This window comes from Rhizobium sp. WYCCWR 11128, assembly GCF_013416305.1.
In the GTDB taxonomy this organism is placed as follows: domain Bacteria; phylum Pseudomonadota; class Alphaproteobacteria; order Rhizobiales; family Rhizobiaceae; genus Rhizobium; species Rhizobium indicum.
On record NZ_JACCEZ010000006.1, the window covers coordinates 352082 to 374540 of the forward strand.

At 60.7% G+C, this 22459-nt stretch carries 21 protein-coding genes; 7 read left to right on the top strand and 14 right to left on the bottom strand.

The annotated features are described in order from the left end of the window. Position 1: 1 nt before the first annotated feature. From HX898_RS20585 to HX898_RS20605, 5 genes are read right to left on the bottom strand one after another with little or no spacing between them, the layout of a single operon-like run. Entirely contained in the window at positions 2-997 is a 996-nt protein-coding gene (locus tag HX898_RS20585) for a sugar ABC transporter permease (protein WP_138332668.1), read from the bottom strand. A gap of 2 nt (positions 998-999) precedes the next feature. After that, a complete protein-coding gene (gene ugpC, locus HX898_RS20590) occupies positions 1000-2106 on the bottom strand; it encodes a sn-glycerol-3-phosphate ABC transporter ATP-binding protein UgpC (RefSeq protein WP_180195564.1) in 1107 nt (368 codons plus the stop codon). Next, entirely contained in the window at positions 2094-3458 is a 1365-nt protein-coding gene (locus tag HX898_RS20595) for a glycoside hydrolase family 28 protein (RefSeq protein WP_180195565.1), read from the bottom strand. Before HX898_RS20595 ends, ugpC begins: the two co-directional genes overlap by 13 nt. Then, positions 3455-4549: a glycoside hydrolase family 88 protein gene (locus HX898_RS20600; RefSeq protein WP_180195566.1), complete on the bottom strand. Its 1095-nt coding sequence runs from the start codon at positions 4547-4549 to the stop codon at positions 3455-3457. Before HX898_RS20600 ends, HX898_RS20595 begins: the two co-directional genes overlap by 4 nt. Positions 4550-4566: 17 nt before the next feature. Beyond that, a complete protein-coding gene (locus HX898_RS20605; RefSeq protein WP_180195567.1) occupies positions 4567-7089 on the bottom strand; it encodes a hypothetical protein in 2523 nt (840 codons plus the stop codon). Positions 7090-7280: 191 nt separating this feature from the next. Here HX898_RS20605 and HX898_RS20610 point away from each other — a divergent pair, with 191 nt between their 5' ends. Further along, complete coding sequence (locus HX898_RS20610) at positions 7281-8564, top strand: ABC transporter substrate-binding protein (RefSeq protein WP_180195568.1); 1284 nt, start codon at positions 7281-7283, stop codon at positions 8562-8564. 197 nt (positions 8565-8761) lie between these two features. Here the strand turns inward: HX898_RS20610 and HX898_RS20615 are convergent, their stop codons facing one another. After that, a complete protein-coding gene (locus HX898_RS20615) occupies positions 8762-9685 on the bottom strand; it encodes a LysR family transcriptional regulator (RefSeq protein ID WP_180195569.1) in 924 nt (307 codons plus the stop codon). A 114-nt stretch (positions 9686-9799) separates the two neighbouring features. Between HX898_RS20615 and HX898_RS20620 the strand changes: the two genes are divergently transcribed. The 4 genes from HX898_RS20620 (at position 9800) to HX898_RS20635 (ending at position 14803) form a co-directional block, all read left to right on the top strand. Beyond that, positions 9800-10960 carry an FAD-dependent monooxygenase gene (locus tag HX898_RS20620; protein ID WP_180195570.1) on the top strand — a complete coding sequence of 387 codons (1161 nt, stop codon included), beginning with the start codon at positions 9800-9802 and terminating at the stop codon, positions 10958-10960. Between the two features lie 4 nt (positions 10961-10964). Next, complete coding sequence (locus tag HX898_RS20625; RefSeq protein WP_138388751.1) at positions 10965-11816, top strand: alpha/beta hydrolase; 852 nt, start codon at positions 10965-10967, stop codon at positions 11814-11816. A gap of 56 nt (positions 11817-11872) precedes the next feature. Continuing rightward, a complete protein-coding gene (locus HX898_RS20630) occupies positions 11873-13318 on the top strand; it encodes an MFS transporter (RefSeq protein WP_180195571.1) in 1446 nt (481 codons plus the stop codon). A gap of 222 nt (positions 13319-13540) precedes the next feature. Then, positions 13541-14803: a DUF3422 domain-containing protein gene (locus tag HX898_RS20635; protein ID WP_180195572.1), complete on the top strand. Its 1263-nt coding sequence runs from the start codon at positions 13541-13543 to the stop codon at positions 14801-14803. A gap of 263 nt (positions 14804-15066) precedes the next feature. Here the strand turns inward: HX898_RS20635 and HX898_RS20640 are convergent, their stop codons facing one another. The 6 genes from HX898_RS20640 to HX898_RS20665 form a co-directional block, all read right to left on the bottom strand. Next, positions 15067-15945, bottom strand: coding sequence for an SDR family NAD(P)-dependent oxidoreductase (locus HX898_RS20640; RefSeq protein ID WP_180195573.1), 879 nt, complete (start codon positions 15943-15945; stop codon positions 15067-15069). After that, positions 15942-16727, bottom strand: a complete 786-nt coding sequence (locus HX898_RS20645) for a hypothetical protein (protein WP_180195574.1) — start codon at positions 16725-16727, stop codon at positions 15942-15944. The genes HX898_RS20640 and HX898_RS20645 overlap by 4 nt, the downstream gene beginning before the upstream one ends. Before the next feature lie 10 nt (positions 16728-16737). Beyond that, on the bottom strand, positions 16738-17331 hold the full coding sequence (locus tag HX898_RS20650) for a protein-S-isoprenylcysteine O-methyltransferase (RefSeq protein WP_246697945.1): 594 nt from the start codon (positions 17329-17331) through the stop codon (positions 16738-16740). 60 nt (positions 17332-17391) lie between these two features. Beyond that, positions 17392-17976 carry a hypothetical protein gene (locus tag HX898_RS20655; protein ID WP_180195575.1) on the bottom strand — a complete coding sequence of 195 codons (585 nt, stop codon included), beginning with the start codon at positions 17974-17976 and terminating at the stop codon, positions 17392-17394. 157 nt (positions 17977-18133) lie between these two features. Further along, positions 18134-18247: an ABC transporter gene (locus tag HX898_RS20660; protein ID WP_138388989.1), complete on the bottom strand. Its 114-nt coding sequence runs from the start codon at positions 18245-18247 to the stop codon at positions 18134-18136. Positions 18248-18413: 166 nt separating this feature from the next. Beyond that, a complete protein-coding gene (locus tag HX898_RS20665) occupies positions 18414-19001 on the bottom strand; it encodes a L,D-transpeptidase (protein WP_180195576.1) in 588 nt (195 codons plus the stop codon). 210 nt (positions 19002-19211) lie between these two features. On the opposite strand from HX898_RS20665, the gene HX898_RS20670 reads away from it, so the two are divergent. Together HX898_RS20670 and HX898_RS33450 are read left to right on the top strand one after the other, a co-directional pair. Next, positions 19212-19967 carry a glucose 1-dehydrogenase gene (locus HX898_RS20670; protein ID WP_180195577.1) on the top strand — a complete coding sequence of 252 codons (756 nt, stop codon included), beginning with the start codon at positions 19212-19214 and terminating at the stop codon, positions 19965-19967. A 523-nt stretch (positions 19968-20490) separates the two neighbouring features. Continuing rightward, a complete protein-coding gene (locus tag HX898_RS33450; RefSeq protein ID WP_281385746.1) occupies positions 20491-20622 on the top strand; it encodes a hypothetical protein in 132 nt (43 codons plus the stop codon). A gap of 28 nt (positions 20623-20650) precedes the next feature. Here the strand turns inward: HX898_RS33450 and HX898_RS20675 are convergent, their stop codons facing one another. Together HX898_RS20675 and HX898_RS20680 are read right to left on the bottom strand one after the other, a co-directional pair. Beyond that, positions 20651-21535, bottom strand: a complete 885-nt coding sequence (locus tag HX898_RS20675) for a carbohydrate ABC transporter permease (RefSeq protein WP_138332634.1) — start codon at positions 21533-21535, stop codon at positions 20651-20653. Next, positions 21525-22451 carry a sugar ABC transporter permease gene (locus tag HX898_RS20680; RefSeq protein WP_180195578.1) on the bottom strand — a complete coding sequence of 309 codons (927 nt, stop codon included), beginning with the start codon at positions 22449-22451 and terminating at the stop codon, positions 21525-21527. Before HX898_RS20680 ends, HX898_RS20675 begins: the two co-directional genes overlap by 11 nt. Between the last annotated feature and the right edge of the window lie 8 nt (positions 22452-22459).

Sequence of the window (22459 nt, forward strand, 5' to 3'; positions counted from 1 at the left end):
CTCAGGACTCCATTCGCTTGCCGATGCGCAGCTGTATGAGGGTGAGAACCAGAAGCACCAGCCCCATGAGAACCGATGCCGCGGATGCGAGACCGAAGAGGCGAAGATCGCTGCCGAATGCCATCTGGTAGATATATTGGACGATGAAGCTGTTGGCCGTGCCGGGGCCGCCGCCATTGGTCAGAACCCAGGCTTCGTCGAAGATCTGGACGGACTTGATCATCAAAAGGATGAACACGACCAGCAGGTTGGGGGCCAGCAGGGGAAGCGTGATCCTGAACAGCGTGCGGCGTGGTGAGGCGGCATCGATGGAGGCAGCCTCGTAGAGCTCCTTCGGGATGGCCTGGAGGCCGGCCAAGAGGATGAGCGTGTAAAAACCCATGTGAAACCAGACCGATACCGCGACGACGAAGAAGCGCGACCAGCCGACGTCGAGCAGGAAGATCTCAGGGGGAATGCCAATCATCTGGAAGAAGGCGTTCAGCAGCCCGTTGCGATCGAGGAACCATTTCCAGATGAGACCGATGACGACGGGCGACAGCAAGACGGGATAGAAGAACATCGCCCTGAAGAAACCACGCGCGACGATCGCCCGATTGAGGATCAGCGCCGTGATCAGCGCCACCAGCAATGTCGCGACGACATTGAAAGCCACGAACCAGAGCGTGTTCCACACGGCCGTCCAGAACAGCGATTCCTGGCAGGTTCCCGGCTGCAGATAATTGCCGCAGGAAAGCAGCGTGCGGAAATTGTCCAGGCCGACGAAAGGCCGCTCCGACACGAAAAGATTGGTGCCGCCGGTGAAGGCGTAACCGATCGCGATCGCGATCGGAAGGAACGTGAAGATGGCAAACAGAACGAGGTTCGGCGCCAGGAACAGCCATGGCATACGCTTGCGGCCGAAGATGCGCTCGATCACATTTATTGGGGCTTCGACCACTCTCATCGCCGTTTCCCCTGTCTGGGACAGCAACGCACCTGCCTTGAGCGCCGCCATGTTCAGCGCCTCCCCTGTCCGGGCCGCCGGGCAAAGGCCAGGCCGCTTTCGGGATCGAACAGATGAACCCGCCCCGGGGCGGCGTCGATCAGGATGTGATCACCAGGCGACGGCGCGAAATGGCCGGCCTCATGAATGATGATCTGCTCGTCATGGCCTTCAAGGTTGCCGTAGACATAGGTCTCGGTGCCGAGGCCCTCGTGATACTGGACGATGAACGGCAGGCCTTGCTCGCTGGAACGTGAAAAATGCGCGGGCCGAATGCCGGCGAGAACGGCCTGTCCGACCGCAATGCCGGCGGGATCGACATCGCTGACGACCTTACCACCATTGCCGACATCGATGACGACACCGCTTTCCTCGATGCCAGCGACCTTGCCCTTGATGATGTTCATACGCGGCGAGCCGAGGAAGCCCGCGACGAAGAGATTGCGCGGGCTGTCGAACAGGTCCAGCGGTGCTCCGACCTGCTCGACCCGCCCGGCGCGCAGCACGACGATCTTGTCGGCCATCGTCATCGCCTCGACCTGGTCATGCGTGACATAGATCATCGTCGTCTTGATCTCGCGGTGGAGCTTGGTGATCTCGGCCCGGGTCTGAACGCGCAGCGCCGCGTCGAGATTGGACAGCGGCTCGTCGAAGAGGAAAATATCCGGTTCGCGCACGATGGCCCGGCCGATCGCCACGCGCTGGCGCTGGCCGCCCGAAAGCTGCTTCGGGCGCCGGTCCAGATAGGGTTCGATCGCCAGCATCCTGGCAGCTTCGGCAATCCGCGCCTCGATCTCGGCACGCTTGAACTTCAGGTTCTCCAGGCCGAAAGCGAGGTTCTTGCGAACGCTCATATGCGGGTAGAGCGCGTAGGACTGGAAGACCATCGCGATCTTGCGCTCGGCCGGCGAGAGCGCGCTGACGTCGCGGCGCCCGATCGCGATTGCGCCCTCCGTGACCTCTTCGAGGCCGGCGATGACACGCAGCAGGGTCGACTTGCCGCATCCCGACGGACCGACGAAGACGACGAACTCGCCATCCTTGATATCGAGTTCGACGTCATGCAGGACTTTGACCGAGCCATACGACTTGTTGACGTTGGAAAGTTTCAGTTCTGCCATGTCCCACTCCCATCAGGTGCCGCCGTTTCGAAGACGGCGTCGTTTTTGTTCCAGCCTTGCGGCAGTGGTGTCGGCCTCGTGATCCGCACCTCGTTCATCGAGAGCCCGGTGACATCCGCCACGTAGACGGCCGGCATTCCTCCCGGATAGTGCTCAAGACCGATCACCCGCCCGTCCGACCCGCGGGTCCAGGCATTGGCACGGCCGCCGCCATCGGCTGTCGGGGAAAGGTCCGCGTTTGTCGGACGCAGGTCGTAGGACCGCGCCGTGCCGAGCTGCCCAGGCTGCTGATCGATGGCGATGCGCGCCAGCGATGCGTTACTGATGCCGGCCGACGAGGTCGATATGACGGTGATCGCCCCCTCCATCCGCCCGGTGATGTCCTCGACGATGAGATTGTCGATGGCGCCGGCCGGGCGTTCCGTAACACGGTCGACGACGTTGACGGTCAGCGCCTCCCCCGAGCCCCAGAAACCATCGGGCGTCTCGCGGCACTCTACCGCAATTCGTGAGAACCTCACGTTCGATATCCGGCCGCCGTCGCGGGAGAATACGCCGAGCGCCCTGTTGGAAGATGAGACGCTGCAATCCTCGAACACGACATTGGTGACGTCGCCATGCGTTTCCGTGCCGATCTTCAGCGCGCAGCTAAGGCTCTGAACGGAGCATCGACGAACGAGAATGTTTTCGCAACGCCCGATGGCGACACGGTCAGGACCGATGCTCGTCTTCAGGCATATGCCGTCGTCGGCCGTCGATATCCGGCAGTCCTCGATGACGGCGCCGCGGCAGGCATCCAGCACGATCCCGTCCGTGTTGGGAAGGCGGCGGTCGTTGTCGATGGTCACGTTCCTGACCGCGACATCGGTGCAGTTGACGAAGTGCAGCGTCCACATCGGCGAGCGGCAGATATGGACGGAGCTGATCTCGACCTCGTCGCAGCCCTCGAAGACGACGACGCGGGGACGAAATTCGGCCGGGATGAAGGTTCCCACCGTCTCGTCGTCTCCCACGATGAAGCTGTCGCAACCGGCTTCGATGCGCCCCTTCCCCGTCAGGCTGATGCGCCGCGCATCCTTGGCGACGATCATGCCGCGGTCGGATTTTTCGGCGATCACCGAAACGGTCGTATGCGCATAGGCGGCATAGTCCGGAACGGGACGCAGGATCGCACCGGCGGCTAGATGAAGGTCGACACCGGATCTGAGCTGCAGCCCGCGGCAGACATGAATGCCGGCCATGAGCTCCACGCGTCCGCCGCCCGAGGCCGACAGGCCGTCGATGGCCGCCTGCAGGCGGACCGTATCGTCGCCCTCCGCCGGCTCGATCGCGACAAGAGACACGGGGCTCATTGGCGCTGGCCGTTCTCGAGAAAGACTTCCGTCAGCAGCAGCATGGTCAGCGCCTGGCCATAAGGCGTCGGCACGTTGGGGATGCGCCTGTAGAAATCGAGGTCATGGCCCATCGGCGTGCCGTCCGAGACGCCGTGGACGACGCCTTCTTCGTCGATCTGCGCCAGCACCGCCGCAAGCGCGCGCTCCGCATAGGCCCTGTCGTCCTTGTCGAGAATGCCGGCATCGATGGCCCGCAATATGCCATAGGCAATGCCTGCCGTGGCTGAGGTTTCCAGCGGCGACGACGGATCGTCGAGAAGCGTCGTGAACATGCCGTCCGGCCGCTGGTATGCTTTCAAGGAGCGCACCTGGCTGACGAGGACGTTCGACAGAAAACGCCGGTCCTTCTCGCCGAGCGTCGGAACGAGGTCGAACAGCTCGGGGATGGCGACGGTGATCCAGGCATTGCCGCGCGCCCAGAAGGCATTGGCGAAATTGTGCCGTCCGTTGAAGGTCCAGCCGTGATACCAGAGCCCGCTGACCGGATCGGAGAGATAGCGGGTGTGGATCACGAACTGATAGACGGCCTCGTCGATCCACTCGCTGCGCTCGCAGAGAACGCCGGCGCGGGCGAGAAACAGGCAGGCCATGAACAGTGTATCGTCCCACAATTCGCCCTCGTTGAGGCGCTCCTTGACGACGTGCTGAAAGCCGCCGTCCTCGGTCTTGGGCAGTTCCTTGACGAGCCATTCGGCCCAGTCCTCGACAAGCGCGCGAAAATCGGGACGGTCGACATGCTGAACGAGGATTGCAAGCGGCAGCATCGGCGCCGTACTGTTGATCTGGCGCGGCGGCAGGCCGCGTTCGATCTGGCCGGCATACCAGGCGACGAGTTCCTGCAGCGCTTTCTGATCATTGGTGGAAATGGCGCGACGCAGGAAGCCGTAGAGACCAACGCCGACTTCCCAGTCCCATTCGTCGAACTGGATTCCGGAGGCGGAATTTCCCGTCACGAGACCTTCCTTGATGCCTCTGAGCCGGCTGAAAGCCGTTGCCACGCGATCGATCGTCGTCAGGAGGGCGGCGTTATCGACAGATGTTGTGTTCATGCTGGAGACCTATGTTTTTACGAGTAAAACGGCCCGCCAGTGCCGGCGCCAGAGGCTGCACTGTCGTGGGTGAGGATCGGATGCGGCTGATCGTGGGTGAAGGGCCTCGCCTCGCCACCGATCGAAAGACCGTCGGCATAGGATAGGTCGATCGCCGGGCCGCCCGGCGGCGTCAGAGAGAGACGCCGAAGCCCGGGATCGAAGGAAACCGTCGTCCGGCGCAGGCGTTCGATGAATGCCTTGAAGGCATCGTCGTTGCCGCATCCGACGATACCAGCCCAGCCGCAAAGCTGCCCGTAGGAGCGCGCCTCGCGGCCGGCAGTCGGGCCGTCGGTGATCAGCTCCAGGCCGTTCGACGCCCAGAGGGCAGAAAATCCCCGGCCCGATCGCGCGATGAGCCACTTGTCTTCGATGATGAGATCGTCCAGCCCGTCGCGGCCGATATAGGCGTGCGTCCATGTGTGGCGTGCGTCGCTTGTGTCCTCGATCAGCAGGGCAACGTCGCGATGCTGGGCAACGCGCGGCAGGATGCCGTTGCCGGCCCAATAGGACGGCCTTTGATTGCCCCAGGGATCGTCCTCGCCGGGATGGTTGACCCACAGCCTCGCCATCGGGTGGCCGGCCAGCCGGATGTCGAGGACATGCTGCTGATGCCCCTTCTGGCCGGTCTTGTGATCGACGACCGTCGAAAGCTGCGCCGCCTCATTTTTGAACAGCACGAGTTTTCCGCTCTCGAGGCCCTGGCTGTAACGCGCCTCGACGCTTCTTGCGCGCGAGAGCGCCGCAAGCTCGTTGAGATCGGCAGGCGGCTCGTAGCCGCCGGCGCAGAACATGGTCAATGCCGCCACACCATTGTTCAGCCAGCCGGTCCCGAAGGCGACCTGGGCGAAAGGCGCAAGCTCGGTCAGCGGGCCGGCGCGCAACTCCTTGTCGTAAGCGCGGCCCTGCGATCCGGCCGGAACGCCTGCCAGCGTATGAAGGGCGATCATCCGGAAGATGAGATCGATCTGGGCGCGGGCGCGCGCTGACATCGCCGTCTCGGCCCAGCGCTCCAGCGCCAGCAGGCCGATGAAATCGATCGGGTAATAGGCGGCCGAGTTCCACTCCGCCAAGCCATGGGCTTCGACGCTGTCGAACCAGCGGCCGAGCCGCTCGCCGGCAAGTTCCGCCTGCTGCCGCCCCGTCCTGCCCGAGGCCGAAAACAGCTCGTCGGGTAGAAGAAGTCCCGCCAGCAGCTGGCTCGTATGAAAGCAGAGCACATGGTTCTCGCTCCAGAACCACATTGCGTCGTTGCCCGGCTCGTCGACCCAGTAACGGTAGGAGCGAACGGAGTGCCGGATGCGATCGACCACGGCATCGGGCATCCGGTCGGCATAGGCGCCGAGCAGCCACAAGAGCGGCACCATGATGAAATCCGAGCAATCCTCCCGCGCATCGATGGAGGCGAGCGTTGCGTCGATGATGCGGTCGAAGCTTTCCTGGTCGTGATGGCCGGTTTCCATCATGGCGATCAGGCGACCGACGCGGTTTGCGCCGAAGCGGGCGCTGTATTCCAGCGCCTGCCGCTTCCGGGCGGCGAGCGACGCCTCTGATGGCAACGGCGAAATGCTGCTCATGAAGCCGGCATCGATGACCCGCGTGACCGAACCCGGCCCGCTGCCGATCGTCATATGCACGCCGTGATAACCGTCCGGAATGCCGCATATATCGTCGGCCGTGAGGCTGCCCTGATGGGCCTTGAGCGTCAGTCGGGAATGCGCGAGAACGGGCCGCTCGTGGCCATGGCCGACGACCTTGAGCTCCACCGGCAGGTCGCGTTCCGGCGCGGCGCCGAAGATGATTTCCAGCGGTTGATTGACGAAGACGTCGCGAGCCGGACGGACGCCGCGCGCAAGGGCTTCCAGCTCGCGGACCTCATCCTGGTCCAGCGATATGGGCAGCAGCACGCAGAGCGGCTCGCCGTCCAGCATCTCGAGCTCGAAGAACCACGTCGTGTCGCGCTCGGCCAAGTCTTCGGCGTGGACGAGAATCTGATTGTCTCCGGCGTCCAGCGCCAACCTTATGTCGGTTGTGCTCTCGGTGTTGCGCTTGAAGGGTTCGAAGCGCACCGCCTCCTGTCCGTTGACCCATATGCGAACGCCGCCGCAGGTCTTCAGTCTGAGATTGAGCGTTCGCGCGGCCTCAGTCCTGAACGTGCCCTTCAGCCATCGCCTGAGATGCGTCGGCACGTGCCAGAAGCCGGTGAACTCGACGCGGCGGTTCGAGCCGGGAAGATTGAGGCTTTCGGTCGGCCAGGCGGTGTCGGGCAGTAGCGGCCGCCCCACCATGGTCGACCAGAAGGCCTTGCGGCAGGGCAGGTCGCCGACATCGACAAAACCGTTGATGAAACGATAGTTTACGCGATCTTCGGCCGGCGCCGGTTCGCCGGGGAAATAGCTGGCGATCAGGCCGGAAACGGCCCATGCCGTGATCGTCTGCCCCTTGGCCACGCTGTAGGCCGGCGCCATCTCGCCCGGCTGCTTGATGCATTCCGTTTTCACAGACCGCCTCCTCCGCAATCCTATGAAAATATTTTCATTAGGTTATTTGTGCGCGCCATTTTTGCAAATTGCTCAAAAACATCGCTATTGCCGCAGAAAATAGCTTGACGGAACGAATGTCAAGTATATGAAATTGATTTATCGATGGCTGAAGCCGCGATTGATGAAAATGTTTTCATGGGAGGATGAAAATGAAAACCTATCTCTCAGGGGCCGTCGCACTGGCGTTGGCAACCGCTTCTTTCGCATGGGCCGGCGCGGCCATGGCGGAAACCAAGACAATCACCTTTCTGTTCACCGACGACGACCAGGCTTACGTCGAGCGGATGGAAGCGCTCAGCAAGGAATTCGAGGCGGCGCATCCCGACGTCAAGGTCAACTTCGTCTCTTCGGGCTATGATGCGGTCGCCAAGCAGCTGCCGGTGCAGCTTGCCGTCGGCGAAGGCCCTGACATCGCCAAGATCACCGACTGGCAGCTTGCCCCCTATTACCTCGACATGCGTCCCTACATGAAGGACCCGGATGGCTTCGCCAAGCTGCACGGCGACAGCCTGAACACGCTTCGCTTCCCCGGCGTCAACGATCCGCAGTCGATCAACGGCTATATCGCGTCGCAAACCTTCAACCTGCCCTTCGTCAACAAGACGCTGTTCGAACAGGCCGGCGAACCGCTTCCGAAGCCCACCGCCACGCTGAAGGATATCGTCGAAGCCTCGGCGCGCGTCGCCAAGGCGACTGGCGCTCAGATCCCCTTCACGATGGACCGCTCGGGCCACCGCTTTTCCGGCGCGGCATTCTCATACGGTTCGAACTACGTCAAGGACGGCAAGTTCTTCTTCCCCGACGATGCCGCCAAGCGCTATGTCACGGATCTCTACGGCTGGACGAAGGACGGCTCCTTCCCCAAGGAAATGTGGGGGGCTGCCGGCGGAACCCAGTACAAGAACATGGGTGACGAATTCGTCAACGGCAACGTCGTGACCTATCTCGCCGGCAACTGGATGGTCAATCCGTTCCAGAAGAAGATCGGCGATGCCTTCGACTGGACGGCGATCAGCGCCCCGTGCGGCGATGCCGGCTGCTATGCGATGCCCGGCGGCACCGCGATCGTCGGCTTCAAGCGCACCAAGTCTCCCGAGGCCGTGGCCGCGTTCATCGAGTTCCTGGGCTCTGAAAAGGTCCAGCGTGAAATCGCTGAAAACTACGTCGTCCTGACGGGCGCCGACATCAAGGACCCGCAATACAAGCTCGAGAGCAAGAATGCCAAGGAAGCGATGGCCGTCTTCCTCGGAAGCCGCAATAGCGTGCCGCAGGCAGCCCGGGACCTGGAACGTCTCAAGGGATCCTCCGCCATCTATCAGCTCATCGTCCAGAGGATGAGCCAGCTGATCGTCGGCGAGCTTTCCCTCGACGAGACCTTCAAGGCAATGAATGCCGACGTCGACAAGGTCAACCAGGCGCTCGCCGCCAAGTAACCGGTCACGCGTTGTCCCGCAAAATGCGCGCACGCACCAGCCACGGCCTCGCAACAGGGCCGTGGCTTTTTCGTTTCCTCTCGAACGCTTCGATGCGTTTCGAATTGTCGATGGCCTGGACGTCTGGCCTCGGCGGAGGTCGAACTGTCTCTGCTGCCGATGCGGCTGCTTCATAGCCTAGCGCGCGCACTCAACGGTCAGGCACGACCACGCATATGCGCGGGGACGGCAGCGATTTCCTTCGTGAGTGCAACGAAATTCCTCACGATCGAGAGCTTCAGATCACGCCGGTAAGCGATGCAGAGCGGCAAGGGTGAAAGTTGGCCGGGAGCGAGCGCGCGATAGGCAATGGCCTCCGGATGGAGGACCTGCATGGAGGCCGGAACGATCGTGACGCCGCGGCCGCCGGCAACGAGGTTGATCGCTGCGACGATGCGATAGACTTCATCGACGATCGCAGGCGTCACACCTGCACGATCGAGGGACTGCAAGATACGCTCGAATATGCCTGGGCCGTCGGGTCGCCGATAAATGACGACATCCTGCCCCTCCAGCATTTTCAGGGTGATTGGCCCGAGGCCTTCATCTGCGAGGGGATGGCCGAGAGGGACGGCGACGATCATGTCCTCTTCGGAAAGCACCGTGCTGGCGAGATCCGGAAATCGATTTGCATCGATGTGCAGCAACGCTGCATCAATACGCCCCTCCTGCAGGGCGAGAATGAGTTCGTAGGTCTCGCTTTCTTCGACGGCGATTTTCACGAGCGGATAGGAAAGACGGAACTGCTGCAGCAGCTTCGGCGCCAGAACATGCAGCGACGCCGAACTCGTAAAGCCGACCGACAGATGGCCGGCCTCTCCTTTGTCGTACCGGCGGACATTCTCGACTGCCTGACCGGCCCGCTTGAGAATGTCGCGGGCGTCGGCAAGGAAAACTGCGCCGGCAGCATTAAGCGAGATCTTCTTCGGATGCCGGTCAAAGAGCGAAACGCCCAGCTCATATTCGAGATCGCGGATCTGCTGACCGAGCGGCGGCTGCTGAATGTTGAGACGCGCGGCGGCCCGCGAGATGCTCCCCTCTTCTGCGACGGCCACGAAATAGCGAAGGTGTCTCAGTTCCATTGGGCTTCATCTTAAACTTAAAAGGTTTCAGACATGAATTATATAAATATTTTACATACTACGGATGCCGAACTACGACTACCTCCATCTTGATTGCCAAGGGAGGAAAATCGCATGGCTGGAAGTAAACCGAAAATCGCGATCGTTGGTGCCGGCATGGGCGGTCTCGCCGCCGCGGCGACCCTTCGCCAGATCGGTATCGACGTAAATGTCTACGAGCAGGCACCGAAATTTGCCCGCATCGGCGCCGGCATCCAGATGCTGCCGAATTCATCGCGCGTGCTGCGCGGCATCGGCGTCCTCGACAGGCTTCAAAAGCTTGCGTTCGAGCCCTATTCTCATCTCAACCGTGTCTGGGATACCGGCGAGATCAAGCGCGAGCTTCCGATGCCGGAAAGCCTTTACGGTGCGCCCTTTCTCTGCATGCACCGGGCCGACCTGCATGAAGCGCTCTATTCCGTGCTGCCGCCGGAGATCGTTCACCTCGGCAAGAAGCTTGTCGGCCTGGATCAGACCAAGGCTGGCGTGACCCTCTCTTTCGCCGACGGCACGAAGGCGGATGCCGATGCCGTAATCGGCGCCGATGGCGTGCATTCGCTCGTTCGCGACATCGTCGTCGGCCCTGACAAACCGATCCACAAGGGCCGGATCGCCTACCGCGCGGTCTTCGACGCAAGCCTGATGAACGGCGGCGAGATCCAGGCGTCCAGAACGAAGTGGTGGGGTGTCGACCGCCATATCGTCATCTACTATACGGCTGCTGATCGCAGCTCGCTCTACTTCGTCACCAGCGTGCCCGAGCCCGCCGACTGGCTGACCTCGGAATCCTGGTCCGCCAAGGGCGACGTGAAGGAATTGCGCACCGCCTATGAAGGCTTCCATCCTGAAGTGCAGATGGTTCTGAATGCATGCCCGGACTGCCACAAATGGGCAATCCTCGAACGTGAACCATTGCCGCGCTGGAGCGACGGACGCGTGGCGCTTCTCGGCGACGCTTGCCATCCGATGACGCCTTATATGGCTCAAGGGGCTGCGACCTCGATCGAAGACGCTGCAGTGCTGGCGCGGTGCCTTGCCGGCGTCGACAATGACGACATCGAAGGCGCGTTCCGCCGCTACGAGGCGAACCGCAAGCCGCGCACCTCGCGCATCCAGGCGATTTCGAGCGCCAATACCTGGATGTCAGGAGGCAACGAAGACACCTCTTGGCTCTATGGCTACGATGCGTGGAACGTGCCGCTTGTGGGCGAAAACGATATGGCGCTTGCCGGGTAAGGGAATGTCGATGTCCAACAGTGCAGCAAATGTGCGCGAGACGGCTTCCGCCGTCGCCTATGCGAGAACGTCCGATGGTATCGGCCTTGCATATAGACGCAGCGGACGGCCCGGTGGGCCGCGTGTCGTTCTGATCCATTCACTGGCGCTCGACGCCAGTGTCTGGGATCGGGTCGTCGGGCGGCTGGAGGATGCGGATATCGTCACGATGGACTGCCGCGGCCATGGCAGGAGCGACAAGCCTGCCGGCCCTTATGATGTCGAGCGGTTCGGCGACGATATCGCCGACCTGATGGGAGAACTCGGGTGGAGTGACGCCGTCGTCGCAGGCTGCTCCATGGGCGGTTGCGTGGCCCAGGCCTTCGCGGCGCGGCACCGCGAGCTGGTGCGCGCCATGCTGCTGATCGATACCACCGCCTGGTATGGTGCCAACGCGCCCACGGAATGGCGGGCTCGGGCGGCAAAGGCTCGCAGCGAAGGGCTGGCATCGATGGCTGAGTTTCAGGCAACGCGCTGGTTCGGCGATCGATTCCGGATGGATCATCCGGCGCAGGTTCAGCATGCCATGTCGGTCTTTACCGCCAACGATATCGATGCCTATGCCGCGACCTGCGCCATGCTCGGCGATGCGGATCTGCGCCGGCATCTGGGAGGTTTCCGGTTTCCCGTTTCGGTGGTCGTCGGCGAGGAGGATTACGCCACCCCCGTCGAGACGGCCCGAGATCTCGCTGCGGCCATTCCGGGCGCATCCCTCACCGTCTTGCCCGCGGCGCGGCATCTGACGCCGATCGAATGCCCCGACCAGATCGCAGATGCGATCCGGTCGCTGTTCAGGCGGTCAACGGCTAACGGCTAACGCCGGCGCTACGAAGGCGCCGCCCATCATCAAGGTGCTGAATCTGGGAGGATAGAATGCACGACAACACAATTACGCTGGCCGCATCCGCGACCGCAGCTGGGCTTGAGGCCCACGATCCGACCCCGGCATCCGACAGCGGTCGCGCCGCAGCGCTGACTGCCCGTTTCGAAGCCATTCCCTTCACACCATGGCACCGCCGGGCGCGGATCGTCATGGGGAGTGCCACGTTCCTCGATGCCTTCGATGCCCTTTCGCTGGCATTCGTCCTTCCGATCCTGATCAAGCTATGGGAGCTTTCTCCGGCCCAGATCGGCTGGATGATCGCCGCCAGCTACATCGGCCAATTGCTCGGCGCCCTGCTCTTCAGCCGTCTTGCCGAAAGTTTCGGCCGCGTCCCCACGGCGGCAGCGGCCACAGCGCTGATGTCGGTCATGGGCCTCGCCTGCGCGCTCACCGGCAATTTTCAGATGCTTTTCCTGTGCCGCCTGATCCAGGGCATCGGTGTCGGAGGAGAAATGCCGGTTGCGGCCACCTATATCAGCGAACTTTTGCGGGCGAAGGGACGCGGCCGCTATTTCATGCTCTACGAGATGATCTTTCCGGTCGGGCTGATGATCACCGGCCAGGTTGGGACCTTGCTCGTGCCGATCCTCGGATGGACATCGCTGTTCTTCATCGGCGGCATTCCGGGTCTCGTCATCGCCTATCTGCTTTATCGGCTGCCGGAATCGCCGCGCTGGTTGATCGGCCAGCAACGCCTCGACGAAGCGGAAGCGATCATCCGCCAGGCTGAGGCGAGCGCAAGAAAGGCAAAACTCGATTATCAACAGGAGCCGCAATCGGCGCCCGAAGCACCCGCCCCTGCACAGGTCGCCCGGCAACCGAGAAGCCGCTGGAGCGAGCTGCTGTCTCCACGCTTCCGCGTGAGGACGTTGATTGCCTGGGTCCTTTGGGCGAGTTCGTTCTTCGTCGCCAACAGCCTCAACAACTGGATGCCAACACTCTATCACACCGTCTACAAGCTCGAGCTCGGAAGCGCTCTTCGGGCGGCGTCGATGACCAATGTCGCCCAAGTCGCCATCCTTCTGGTTTGCGCTTTCTGCATCGACCGCATCGGTCGAAGAACTTGGGCCATCGTGTCCTTCCTGGTCGGCGCGGCACTGTTGAGCGCCTTGGCTGCAGGTGGTGCAGGCCAGCTCTGGTCGTTGATCGTGCTGGCAACGCTTGCCTATGGCGTCGTCGGGTCGATCAATGCGGTCTTGTACCTGTACACGCCGGAGATCTATCCGACGCGGATGCGCGCCATCGGAACCGGCCTTGCGACATCATGGCTGCGCATAGCCTCGGCCGTCGGGCCGACCACGGTCGGTTATATGGTGGGGACGCAGGGCATCAATTCGGTGTTCATGATGTTCGCGATCGTCGCCGCCATCGGTGCGGTCGCGGCTATCGGAATGATCGAGACCGGCGGCCGACGGCTGGAAGAAACCTCGTCGTAAGGCCAGCCTCACCAGTCCAGCGGGTGACAATCGAACAATGGGGCAACGATGTCGTGCAAGCCGCCGACATCGTTGCCCTTTATGGTGACATGTGGTTCGGGAGAGGCTATAGGCGTTGTCAGCCTTCGCCGGCTCGCAGGCGCCATGGTCAACTCACACATGCCGGCAACCCGGTTACATCCGGCGATCCAGCGACTGTCTATCGTATAGAGGTGCATTTCCATGCCGATGGGCTCCGAGCATCCGCTGCGAAGGGAACTTCACAACGAGCTCCACGCGCGGCCGTCGCTTTACTTCGATGGCGACACGGATGTGTGGCACGTCGCCATCGTCGGAGAAAATGCCCCTCCTCAGATACCAAGTTCCCTGCCGGGATTGGAGGATGTCTCCACGACCCGCGAGGGCAACCACGGCATCGGCCGCATCGGCGACGGCCGGCTGAAGTGGGAGGCTCATACCGAGTTCCTCACCCTGACCTTCGTCGTTCCCGCATCGACCGAGCCCGGCAGCAATCCGCCTGAAGCGTTTCAGGCCTGCTGCCGCCAGATCGACGGGAAGATCATCGCGGCCGTTCGGGTGCTGGTGCGGGACGAAAAGGACGGGCAGCGTCCGGAAAAACCGAGGCTCGACTATGTCGCCTCTCAGGTCGGCGGCGGCGATGCGGAAGTGCATTCGAACTTCCGGCTGACCGACAGCGGTTTCGTCGAATTTCTGTTCTTCAACCGCAACCTCAATGCCTATCGCACCGGCCGCATGGTCAGGCGTTTCCTGGAGATCGAGACATACCGGATGATGGCGCTGCTGGCGTTGCCGATGGCACGCGAGACGGTGTCGAAGCTGTCCGTCTTCGACCGGCGCCTCGACCTGCTGATCGCGCATATGCAGAGTGCGGTCAAGGTCGACAAAGCCCTGCTTTCCGAGGTCACCAAGCTCTCGTCGGATGTGCTCAATTTCTCCGCTCTCGCCCGTCACCGCTTCGGCGCGACGAAAGCCTATGCCGAGATCGTCGCAAGCAGATCGTCGGAGCTGCGCGAGGAGCGCGTCGAGCAGCGCCAGCGGATCGGCACCTTCATCGACCGGCGCTTTCAGCCGGCCGTCCGTGCGGTTCACGCCGCCGAACGCCGCCTCGATGAACTGGCCGAACGTGTGAGCCTGGCCGGCGACCTGCTCAGAACCACCGTGCAAGTTCAGCTCGAAGATCAGAACGCCTCACTGCTGACGTCGATGGAAGAACGGGCGCGTATCCAGGTGCATATCCAGCAGGCGGTCGAAGGCTTCTCCGTCATCGCCATCACCTATTACACCGTCGGCCTCGCAAAGATCTGCCTGGAAAGCATTTCCGAACTAGGCGTCGATCCGCACGTGTCGAAACTCGCCGTTCTCGGCGCCATCCCGCTCGTGCTTTTCGCCGTCTGGACGGCAGTTCGTCACGTTCGCAAGAGCATTGCGGGCCACTCTCACGGTCCCGCATCAGAGAGCCACTGAGGCGACGCTGGCCGATGACCGCTCACCGCCGCCCTTTCGAGGCGGCGGCGCTTTCTTGCCTGCATCGGCAGGACGTCAGGATGCCATCGCGTAGTGGCAATGTTCCGATGCCCGGCCGCTGCCCGTTCTAAACCGCCGCAGCAATTCGGCAAGGCTTTCGGTTTCATGTGTCAAGCTCTGCGCGGCCGCCGTAGTCTCCTCGACCAACTGAACGCGATCATCCCGCTTTCCGGATATCGTTTCGACAAACTCGTCGACGGGCACTATTTCTGCAGCTTGCTCCGTGCCGGGGAGCGGCTACCGCAACATTCCTTGAGGCTCTTCCCTGAACCGCAAGGACATGGATCTTTGCTCCTGCGCTGCAGGCGACCGATCAGAGGGAGAATAGCTGCGGTCGGCAAGAATGCGGCGACAAGAGTGATCAACTTGGCTGAAATGCCAGGGACAACGCGGCGACGGCCGGAGTTGAAACCGCTCCAGGCCCGCTCAGCGACATATTCAGCGTCCAGCTTGGGCAATATCTTGAAGAGAGCCGCCCGGTTCGCGCCGGCCTTTTCAAGAAATTCGGTGGATACCGGTCCGGGCGCGACACATGTCACGGTAACGCCAAAGCGGCGCACTTCCTGATGGAGCGCGTCCGAAAAAGAGTGCACGAAACCCTTGCTTGCGTAATACAAAGCCATGTACGGCCCGGGAACCAAACCCGCTATGGAGCCGAGATTGATCACGCCGCCACGTCCGCGCGCCAGCATTCCAGGCAGGAAGCGAAGGGTCATGTCGGTCAGGGCGCGTATATTGAGATCGATGATCCCAAGCTGATCGTTGACGGGGAGTATCGTTGCTGCACCTCGCAGACCATACCCAGCACTGTTGACCAGGACGCCGCAGACCAAATCGTTGGCGGTTAGAAAAGCCTCGAGACGCGCCGACGCATCGGCTGCGAAGAGATCCAGCTCCAGCGTGAACGCCTCGCCGCCGGCCTGCCGTACGTCGGCCGCCACAGCGGCGAGGCCTTCAGGCGAACGCGCGACGAGCACGACGACATTGTCTTCACGTGCCGCAATCTTTGCAATTGCTCGTCCAATGCCGCGGGAAGCCCCAACCACGACGACAGCCAAACGAAACTCATCCTGCACTGTCATTTCGACGTCCCTACCGCCGACATGATGGTAGGGGTTCCGCTCTGGGCGAGGCTTTTTACTTCGTCGGCGATCTCGCCGTTCAAGATTCTTTCGAACCGTTCTAACGCCCGAGCGACATTCGCTCCATCCATGACCCTGTGGTCGTAGTGGATGCGGACAGCAACCGATCCATCCTCGCCGATTGGACCGTAGTTGAGAAGTGTGGTCAGTGGGGTGATCGGGTTGAGGGACTCCGCTCCCAGGCCCGAATAGACAGACAATTGGAACGTGCCGAAATAACGCGCACGCTTCCGCCCGATATTGAGCCCGAGCCACATGAGCAGCCACCTCACAGGGGCAGGTGCGCGAGCGAGCTTCAGAGAGCGCCGAAACTCCTTGATCTCCAGAACCGGAAGTGACCTTGCTGCGCGGATCAGTGTCTCCAGCTGGGAAATGGAGCGTTGCTCGGGAGCTTTGATGATGCTCAGCAGAACGACCCGCTCTCCGTCATGCTCGCGCTCATGGGCAACGGAGGCCACACTGGCCGGATATTCATAGAGCTGCGGCCTTGGAAACTTGACATAAGCGCGCCGCAATTCGGGAATTTCTTGAGAGAGCAGGGCGTATCCCTTCAAGAAAAGCACAGTCCAGGACGGCCGGGCATCCGGTCCGTCTCTGGCATCGAGGAGCGGCCGAAGGTTCATTTGCCGCTGGACCGTCACGCGTGGCACCCCGATCGAGAATCTCATCAGATCTCCGACAAGTCGTCGCGATGCCGAGAGCTTGATCGTTCGGCCTCTCATCTAGCCACCTCTAGTAAAGATAAGGGATGATGCGCTTGGTCTTCGCCATATACGCGTGGTATTGCGGGCCGAAAACTTCCAACATCATACGTTCTTCCTTGTCCACCCTTAGGAAGAATAGAACGGTGAAGCCGATCAGGCCCGCCATGCCTGCCACCCAGTTCGACAGCAGAAACGCTTGTGAAAGCCCCATCAGAAGGAACGACGTGTACATGGGGTGGCGGACAAGGGAGTACGGGCCAGCGCATATCAATTCGTGCCGCTGGCGGATCTCCAGCGTAATCGACCAGTTTCGTCCTAATTGCTTGTGGGTTCTTCGAAAGACCCACATTGCGGCACAGAAAAGTATTGTCCCGATCACGACGGCCCACAAATGGGCGGTATAGTCGGCCACCTCAGGGATGCCAGTCGCGACGTAAAATCCCGGCACGATCGCAAGCCCGACGAGAGCTGCAGCAAGCCCGACCGCCTCCGAACCGGTACGGCGGTTGCTGACGACCGGCACTCGCTTCGCGCGACGCTCAAATGGGTATCGAATGATGCACCATGCCACAATTCCAAGAACCCAGACCATCTCGCCGACGACGGCTACTGATAAATTCAAATCAAGTCACCAGAACCTTTCTATGATCGGCCTTCCGCGATCGCCAACGCCCGCACGCAATCAACCTGTATTCATCTCCCGCAGGGTTGCAATGAATTGTTGCGGCCTTAGCCAAATGCCGGGCGCCTTATAACCCATGTGCCGTGCGATATCCGCCACGAAGGCGTTGCAATTATAAACCGTTGCCTCCCAGAGATGAGTGGTTGCCTGCAGTTTGCGTATATACGCAACTGTGTCGCGATATTCATTATCAGTCAGCATCACACGCCAGCTTGCCGACCTGTACTGCTCTTCCAGGTCACCATCCGTTGCTCCGGTCGAGGCCGGAACGGGTATGAAATGGCCTAATACATAGGGCGCGGCATTGTCAGATGCTGGCGCAAGTCCGGCGACTTCGGGATTGATCATATTTCCGTTCTTATCCGCCCGCCCAAAAACGACGTAGGTGTGGCCGTAGGTCAGCGCATAGCGTGAGCGGAATTCGATGAAATACCGATTTGCTTTGTTTTCAGCCGCATTGGTTGGAGCTACGCCTCTGCCATTCGACGTATAATGCGGTAGAGGCCTTTTGTCTTCTGTCTGGCATGAAGATGCCATGACCGCCAACATAACAACTAGCGACACACCGCCTCTTCCAAGCGCCATCACTATGCTCCATATGCAAGCCCTACAACCGCGAGCCTGAAGTCAGCGGATACGCCACTTTTGCGCCGTGAATCGCGAACGAAGGCATGCCTGGCGGTATATTCTGTTAGGAAGAGGAAGGGCCTGCTCGACCCTTCCTCAGAACAAACGCCATATGCTACTTGTAGACTGCTTCTGCCGGCGGTGGGGCCTTCCCCTTGCCCATCGAACCGCAAGCGCTCAGATTGGCCACCGCAAACATCGCGACGATCACAACTAAAATTCTGCTCATCATGAAGTCCTCTCCTCATCATGGGATAGCTTTTCGACGGCTACACCTCAAAGTTTAGCGACAATAGCACTTTAGATAGTGCAGAAATGATGCAACGTGCAACATTCCTACATTAGCAGATACCTATCGATATAGCCAACCCTGCGATTTCAAATGGTAAATGGCATCAGATGACGACTACGCGCGTGCCCACAAGAGCACGAGAGTAAAGGTCGACAATGTTCGCATTCGTCAAGCGAACGCACCCGCTTGATACCGCATGGCCTATCGACCAGGGAGCATTCGTTCCATGCAACCGGAACATGGTATCTTGTCCGTCTTGGTAGAGATAAAGGGCCGCTGCGCCGAGAGGGTTGAGCGGCCCTCCCGGTACGCCGTCGGCATATTTCGCCAGCCGGGGCTTGCGCTGAATCATGTCGTCGGTGGGCTTCCACGAAGGCCACTCTGCCTTGCGACCGATGGTGGCCTCGCCCTTGAAACTCAGTCCTTCCTGTCCGACGGCAACACCATAGCGTGTGGCCTGGCCATCCGCCTCCACGAAGTAAAGGTAGCGCCTCCCTGTATCAACGACGATGGTTCCGGGAGGTTCGCTTCCCGTATACGCGACCTCCTGCCGCCGATAGCGGGGATCGACATCCGGATCCATAGCAAATGCGTAGCCCAGCGGCGGCCGATCCTCCAAAGTACATCCTGAAAGCATCAACGCTAGGCTACCCAACATGAGCTCCCGGCGTGTGATATGGTGTTTGTCCATTTCTACCTGCCAAGTAATTTAGTCAGTCCCGGTCAAATCAAAATTGAGACGCTTGTTGAACACCACAACCACCTCTACAGACTATGAGCCTGCCACGCGGATAAATGTCTCAAGCCCCGCAATATCATGCGCATTCGTTCATCCGCGAAGCCTCCTGCATCAACCATCTCCCTCTGATTGAATATTAGCATATCAACAAGGACTGAAACGATGAAGCTTTGCCTGGAAGGAAAAGTCGCGATCGTAACGGGCGCAGGTTCCGGAATTGGCGCCGCCGTTTCTCGACAACTCGCTGATGAGGGTGTTGAGGTTGTGGCTGCCGATATCGATGCGGACGCAGCGTACAAGACTGCCTACGCAATCCGGTCAAATGGGGGCCGTGCCCATGAATTTGTCGTCGATGTCAGTGATAGTGGAGATGTGCAGAAGCTTATCGATTTTACCGTTGAGACATATGGCGGCTTGGACCTGGCCGTCAATAATGCCGGAATCGATGGGGTTCGCGCAGCGGTCGCAGATTATCCGCTCGACAATTGGCACAGGGTGATGAACGTCAATCTCAACGGCGTTTTCTATTGTATGAAGTCCGAAATTGGCGCGATGCTTAAGCTGGGTGGCGGCGCAATCGTGAATTTGTCTTCCACTCTCGGGTCCGTTGGATTACCCACCGCGGCGGCATACACCGCAGCCAAGCACGGGGTTGTTGGGCTGACGAAAGTCGCTGCGATGGAGTATGCGAGATTGGGTATCCGCATAAATGCCGTCGGTCCCGGCTGGATCGAAACGCCACTTTTGTCAGAGCACCTTGAGGCGGCGAGTACGCGACGCATGGCATCGCTTCAACCAATGGGCAGGCGTGGAAAACCGGAAGAGGTCGCGACGCTTGTGTGTTTCCTCTTGTCCGAGCAGGCCAGTTTCATCACCGGGGGGCACTATTTGGTAGACGGGGCCTATACCGCTCATTGAAGAAAGGGTTTGAGAGGAAGAGGCGATTCCAGACTGTGTCCATTTGCCTGATGACGTGCTGCGGACCTGTCGGCGGTCAGTGTTCTCCCCTCGGGTCTCTCCCCTGATCTGTGATCGGCTATCTATGGATGAGCGAAATAAGTTTCTCCATGGAGCCTACTTTGGGGGTTCTCCCGAACAGCAAGGCCGGACATGACGGGCGGGCATCGCCACTGGCGGGACTAGATCAAGGCGCGGATTGTGTTGGAGAGTTTGTGGCCGGGCTTGACGATAAATGGTTGTGGAGCGCTATGGACTGACGCCGAACCACCTGTCTTTCTGGCGAACGATGGCGCGGTGTGGCAAGCGCATGTGCGGGCCTCCAAATACGCCGGTCTTCTTCCACGCTATGCCTGGCACGAGCCGCTAGTGGCAGCTTCCATTCAAATCTAATCTCGTTGGTGCTGAAGAGCGAGTGGTCGCATGGTGCGAAATGGTCGGCGGAGTAATTACGCGCGCTCCGCCGGCGCCGATCGTCTGGGCATTGGCAGCAGAGATCGATATCGCCAAGGCGATGGATGCAAGCGTGGCCGTTTTCGTGAATCCCGCTGCGCAATTCGCCTTCTTCGGCGCAAATCCACCGAACTTGAAGGACATCACATCAAACTTGATGTGATGCGTTTAAGATTTTGCTCTTATAGAAATTAGCGTCCGCCGAAGCCGGAGCTGACGGTAATGCCCTTGTAAATCACCCTCTGCAGCACGATGGCCAGCACGACACCCGGCACCATGGAGATCGTCGCACCGGCCATGATGTAGTTCCAGGCGGTTCCCTGCTGTGTCTGGAACAGGGTGAGCCCGAGCGGCAGCGTGGCCATTTCGACGCCGCTGGTGGCGATCAGCGGCCAGAGGAAACTCTTCCATTGTGCGATGAAGGTGAATAGCGCCAGCAGGCCGATGGCCGGCATGGCAAGCGGAATGATGACCGTAACCAGGATGCGCAGGCGCGAAGCCCCGTCCATCATCGCCGCCTCGTCGAGATCCTTGGGAATACCGAGGATGAACTGCCGCAGCAGAAAGGTGCCGAAAGAGCTGAAAGCGACCGGCAGGATCATGCCGTGATAGGTGTTGATCCAGCCGAACTTGCTGACGATGAGGAAGAGCGGAATGACCAGCATGACCTGCGGGATCATCAGCGTGGTGAGATAGGTGAGCAGCAGACCCTCCCGGCCGGGAAATTTCAGCCGAGCAAAAGCGTAGGCAGACAGGCAGGAGACCGCAATCACGATCGCCGTAACGCCGCAGGCGACCACGAAGGAATTCAACAGGAAGGTTCCGAACGGCAAGGAAACCACGGCTTCGACGAATGTTCCCCAATGATATTCCTCGGGGAAGATGCGGACCGGCACGGCCATCACCTCGGCATTGGAGCGCACCGCGTTCGACACCATCCAAAAGAACGGGAAGAGGAAAAGCAACGCGATCAGCGAAAGCCCCGTGTAACTGGCGAAGGAGCCGATGCGCCGCAATATCCGGTGACGATGCTGGGACACGGAATGCGGATGCCGTGAGGTCGGATCAGTCGTCATAATGCACCCATTTGCGCTGCATGTGGAATTGCAGGATGGTGAGCGCCATGATCATGACGAACATCACCCAGGCGAGAGCCGAGGCATAGCCCATCTGGAAATTGGTGAAGCCCTTCTGGTAGATGGCAAAGCCAAGCGTCGCCGTCGCCGAACCCGGCCCGCCGCGCGTCATCGCAAAGATCTCGTCGAAGATCTGCAGCGAGGTGATGGCCGTCATCACGGTGCCGAAGAAGATGGTCGGCGATATGAGCGGCAGGCGGATGCGCCAGAAGCGCTGCCAGGCATTGGCGCCGTCGATCGTCGCCGCCTCGAGATAATGCTTCGGCACAAGGTCGAGCGCGGCGTTGAACATCACGACGTTGTAGCCGACATTCGCCCACAGGGTGACGAGCACGACCGCCTGCATGGCCCAGGTCGAGCTCAGCAGGAAATTCGGCAGGCCGAGGCCGAGCGCGCGGATGATGGTGTCGGCCAGCCCGTCCGGTGTGAAGATGAGCAGCCACACCACCGACGCCGCGATGGTGGGCGTGAAGGTCGGCAGGAAGAAGATTACCCGGAAGATCGCCTTGCCGCGCTTCAGGCTCGATATCCAGACCGCCAGCGTCAACGAGATGACGAGGTTCAGCGCCAGATACTCGACTGCGAAGAACAGCGTGTTGCGCAATATGGTGTAGAAGGCCGGATCAACGGTGAAGAGCCTGATATAATTCTGAAAGCCGACGAAGGACGGCGTCGAGATCAGCTGCCAGTTGGTAAAGCTGAGCGCCAGCGACGCCACGATCGGCAAGGCCATGAAGACCATGAAGCCGAGGAAGCTCGGCAGCAGGAACAGCATGGCTGCCTGCGTCTCCGGCTTCAGGAAGCGCCGGGGCCGACCGGGCTGCAAGGGAACTTCGGCAACAGCGCTTTGCGACATGTCTTCCT

Coding starts and splice junctions, on each gene's coding strand:
- HX898_RS20585 (WP_138332668.1), bottom strand. CDS start 997: ATGGCGGCGCTCAAGGCAGGTGCGTTGCTGTCCCAGACAGGGGAAACG.
- ugpC (WP_180195564.1), bottom strand. CDS start 2,106: ATGGCAGAACTGAAACTTTCCAACGTCAACAAGTCGTATGGCTCGGTC.
- HX898_RS20595 (WP_180195565.1), bottom strand. CDS start 3,458: ATGAGCCCCGTGTCTCTTGTCGCGATCGAGCCGGCGGAGGGCGACGAT.
- HX898_RS20600 (WP_180195566.1), bottom strand. CDS start 4,549: ATGAACACAACATCTGTCGATAACGCCGCCCTCCTGACGACGATCGAT.
- HX898_RS20610 (WP_180195568.1), top strand. CDS start 7,281: ATGAAAACCTATCTCTCAGGGGCCGTCGCACTGGCGTTGGCAACCGCT.
- HX898_RS20615 (WP_180195569.1), bottom strand. CDS start 9,685: ATGGAACTGAGACACCTTCGCTATTTCGTGGCCGTCGCAGAAGAGGGG.
- HX898_RS20620 (WP_180195570.1), top strand. CDS start 9,800: ATGGCTGGAAGTAAACCGAAAATCGCGATCGTTGGTGCCGGCATGGGC.
- HX898_RS20625 (WP_138388751.1), top strand. CDS start 10,965: ATGTCGATGTCCAACAGTGCAGCAAATGTGCGCGAGACGGCTTCCGCC.
- HX898_RS20630 (WP_180195571.1), top strand. CDS start 11,873: ATGCACGACAACACAATTACGCTGGCCGCATCCGCGACCGCAGCTGGG.
- HX898_RS20635 (WP_180195572.1), top strand. CDS start 13,541: ATGCCGATGGGCTCCGAGCATCCGCTGCGAAGGGAACTTCACAACGAG.
- HX898_RS20640 (WP_180195573.1), bottom strand. CDS start 15,945: ATGACAGTGCAGGATGAGTTTCGTTTGGCTGTCGTCGTGGTTGGGGCT.
- HX898_RS20645 (WP_180195574.1), bottom strand. CDS start 16,727: ATGAGAGGCCGAACGATCAAGCTCTCGGCATCGCGACGACTTGTCGGA.
- HX898_RS20655 (WP_180195575.1), bottom strand. CDS start 17,976: ATGGCGCTTGGAAGAGGCGGTGTGTCGCTAGTTGTTATGTTGGCGGTC.
- HX898_RS20660 (WP_138388989.1), bottom strand. CDS start 18,247: ATGAGCAGAATTTTAGTTGTGATCGTCGCGATGTTTGCGGTGGCCAAT.
- HX898_RS20665 (WP_180195576.1), bottom strand. CDS start 19,001: ATGGACAAACACCATATCACACGCCGGGAGCTCATGTTGGGTAGCCTA.
- HX898_RS20670 (WP_180195577.1), top strand. CDS start 19,212: ATGAAGCTTTGCCTGGAAGGAAAAGTCGCGATCGTAACGGGCGCAGGT.
- HX898_RS20675 (WP_138332634.1), bottom strand. CDS start 21,535: ATGACGACTGATCCGACCTCACGGCATCCGCATTCCGTGTCCCAGCAT.
- HX898_RS20680 (WP_180195578.1), bottom strand. CDS start 22,451: ATGTCGCAAAGCGCTGTTGCCGAAGTTCCCTTGCAGCCCGGTCGGCCC.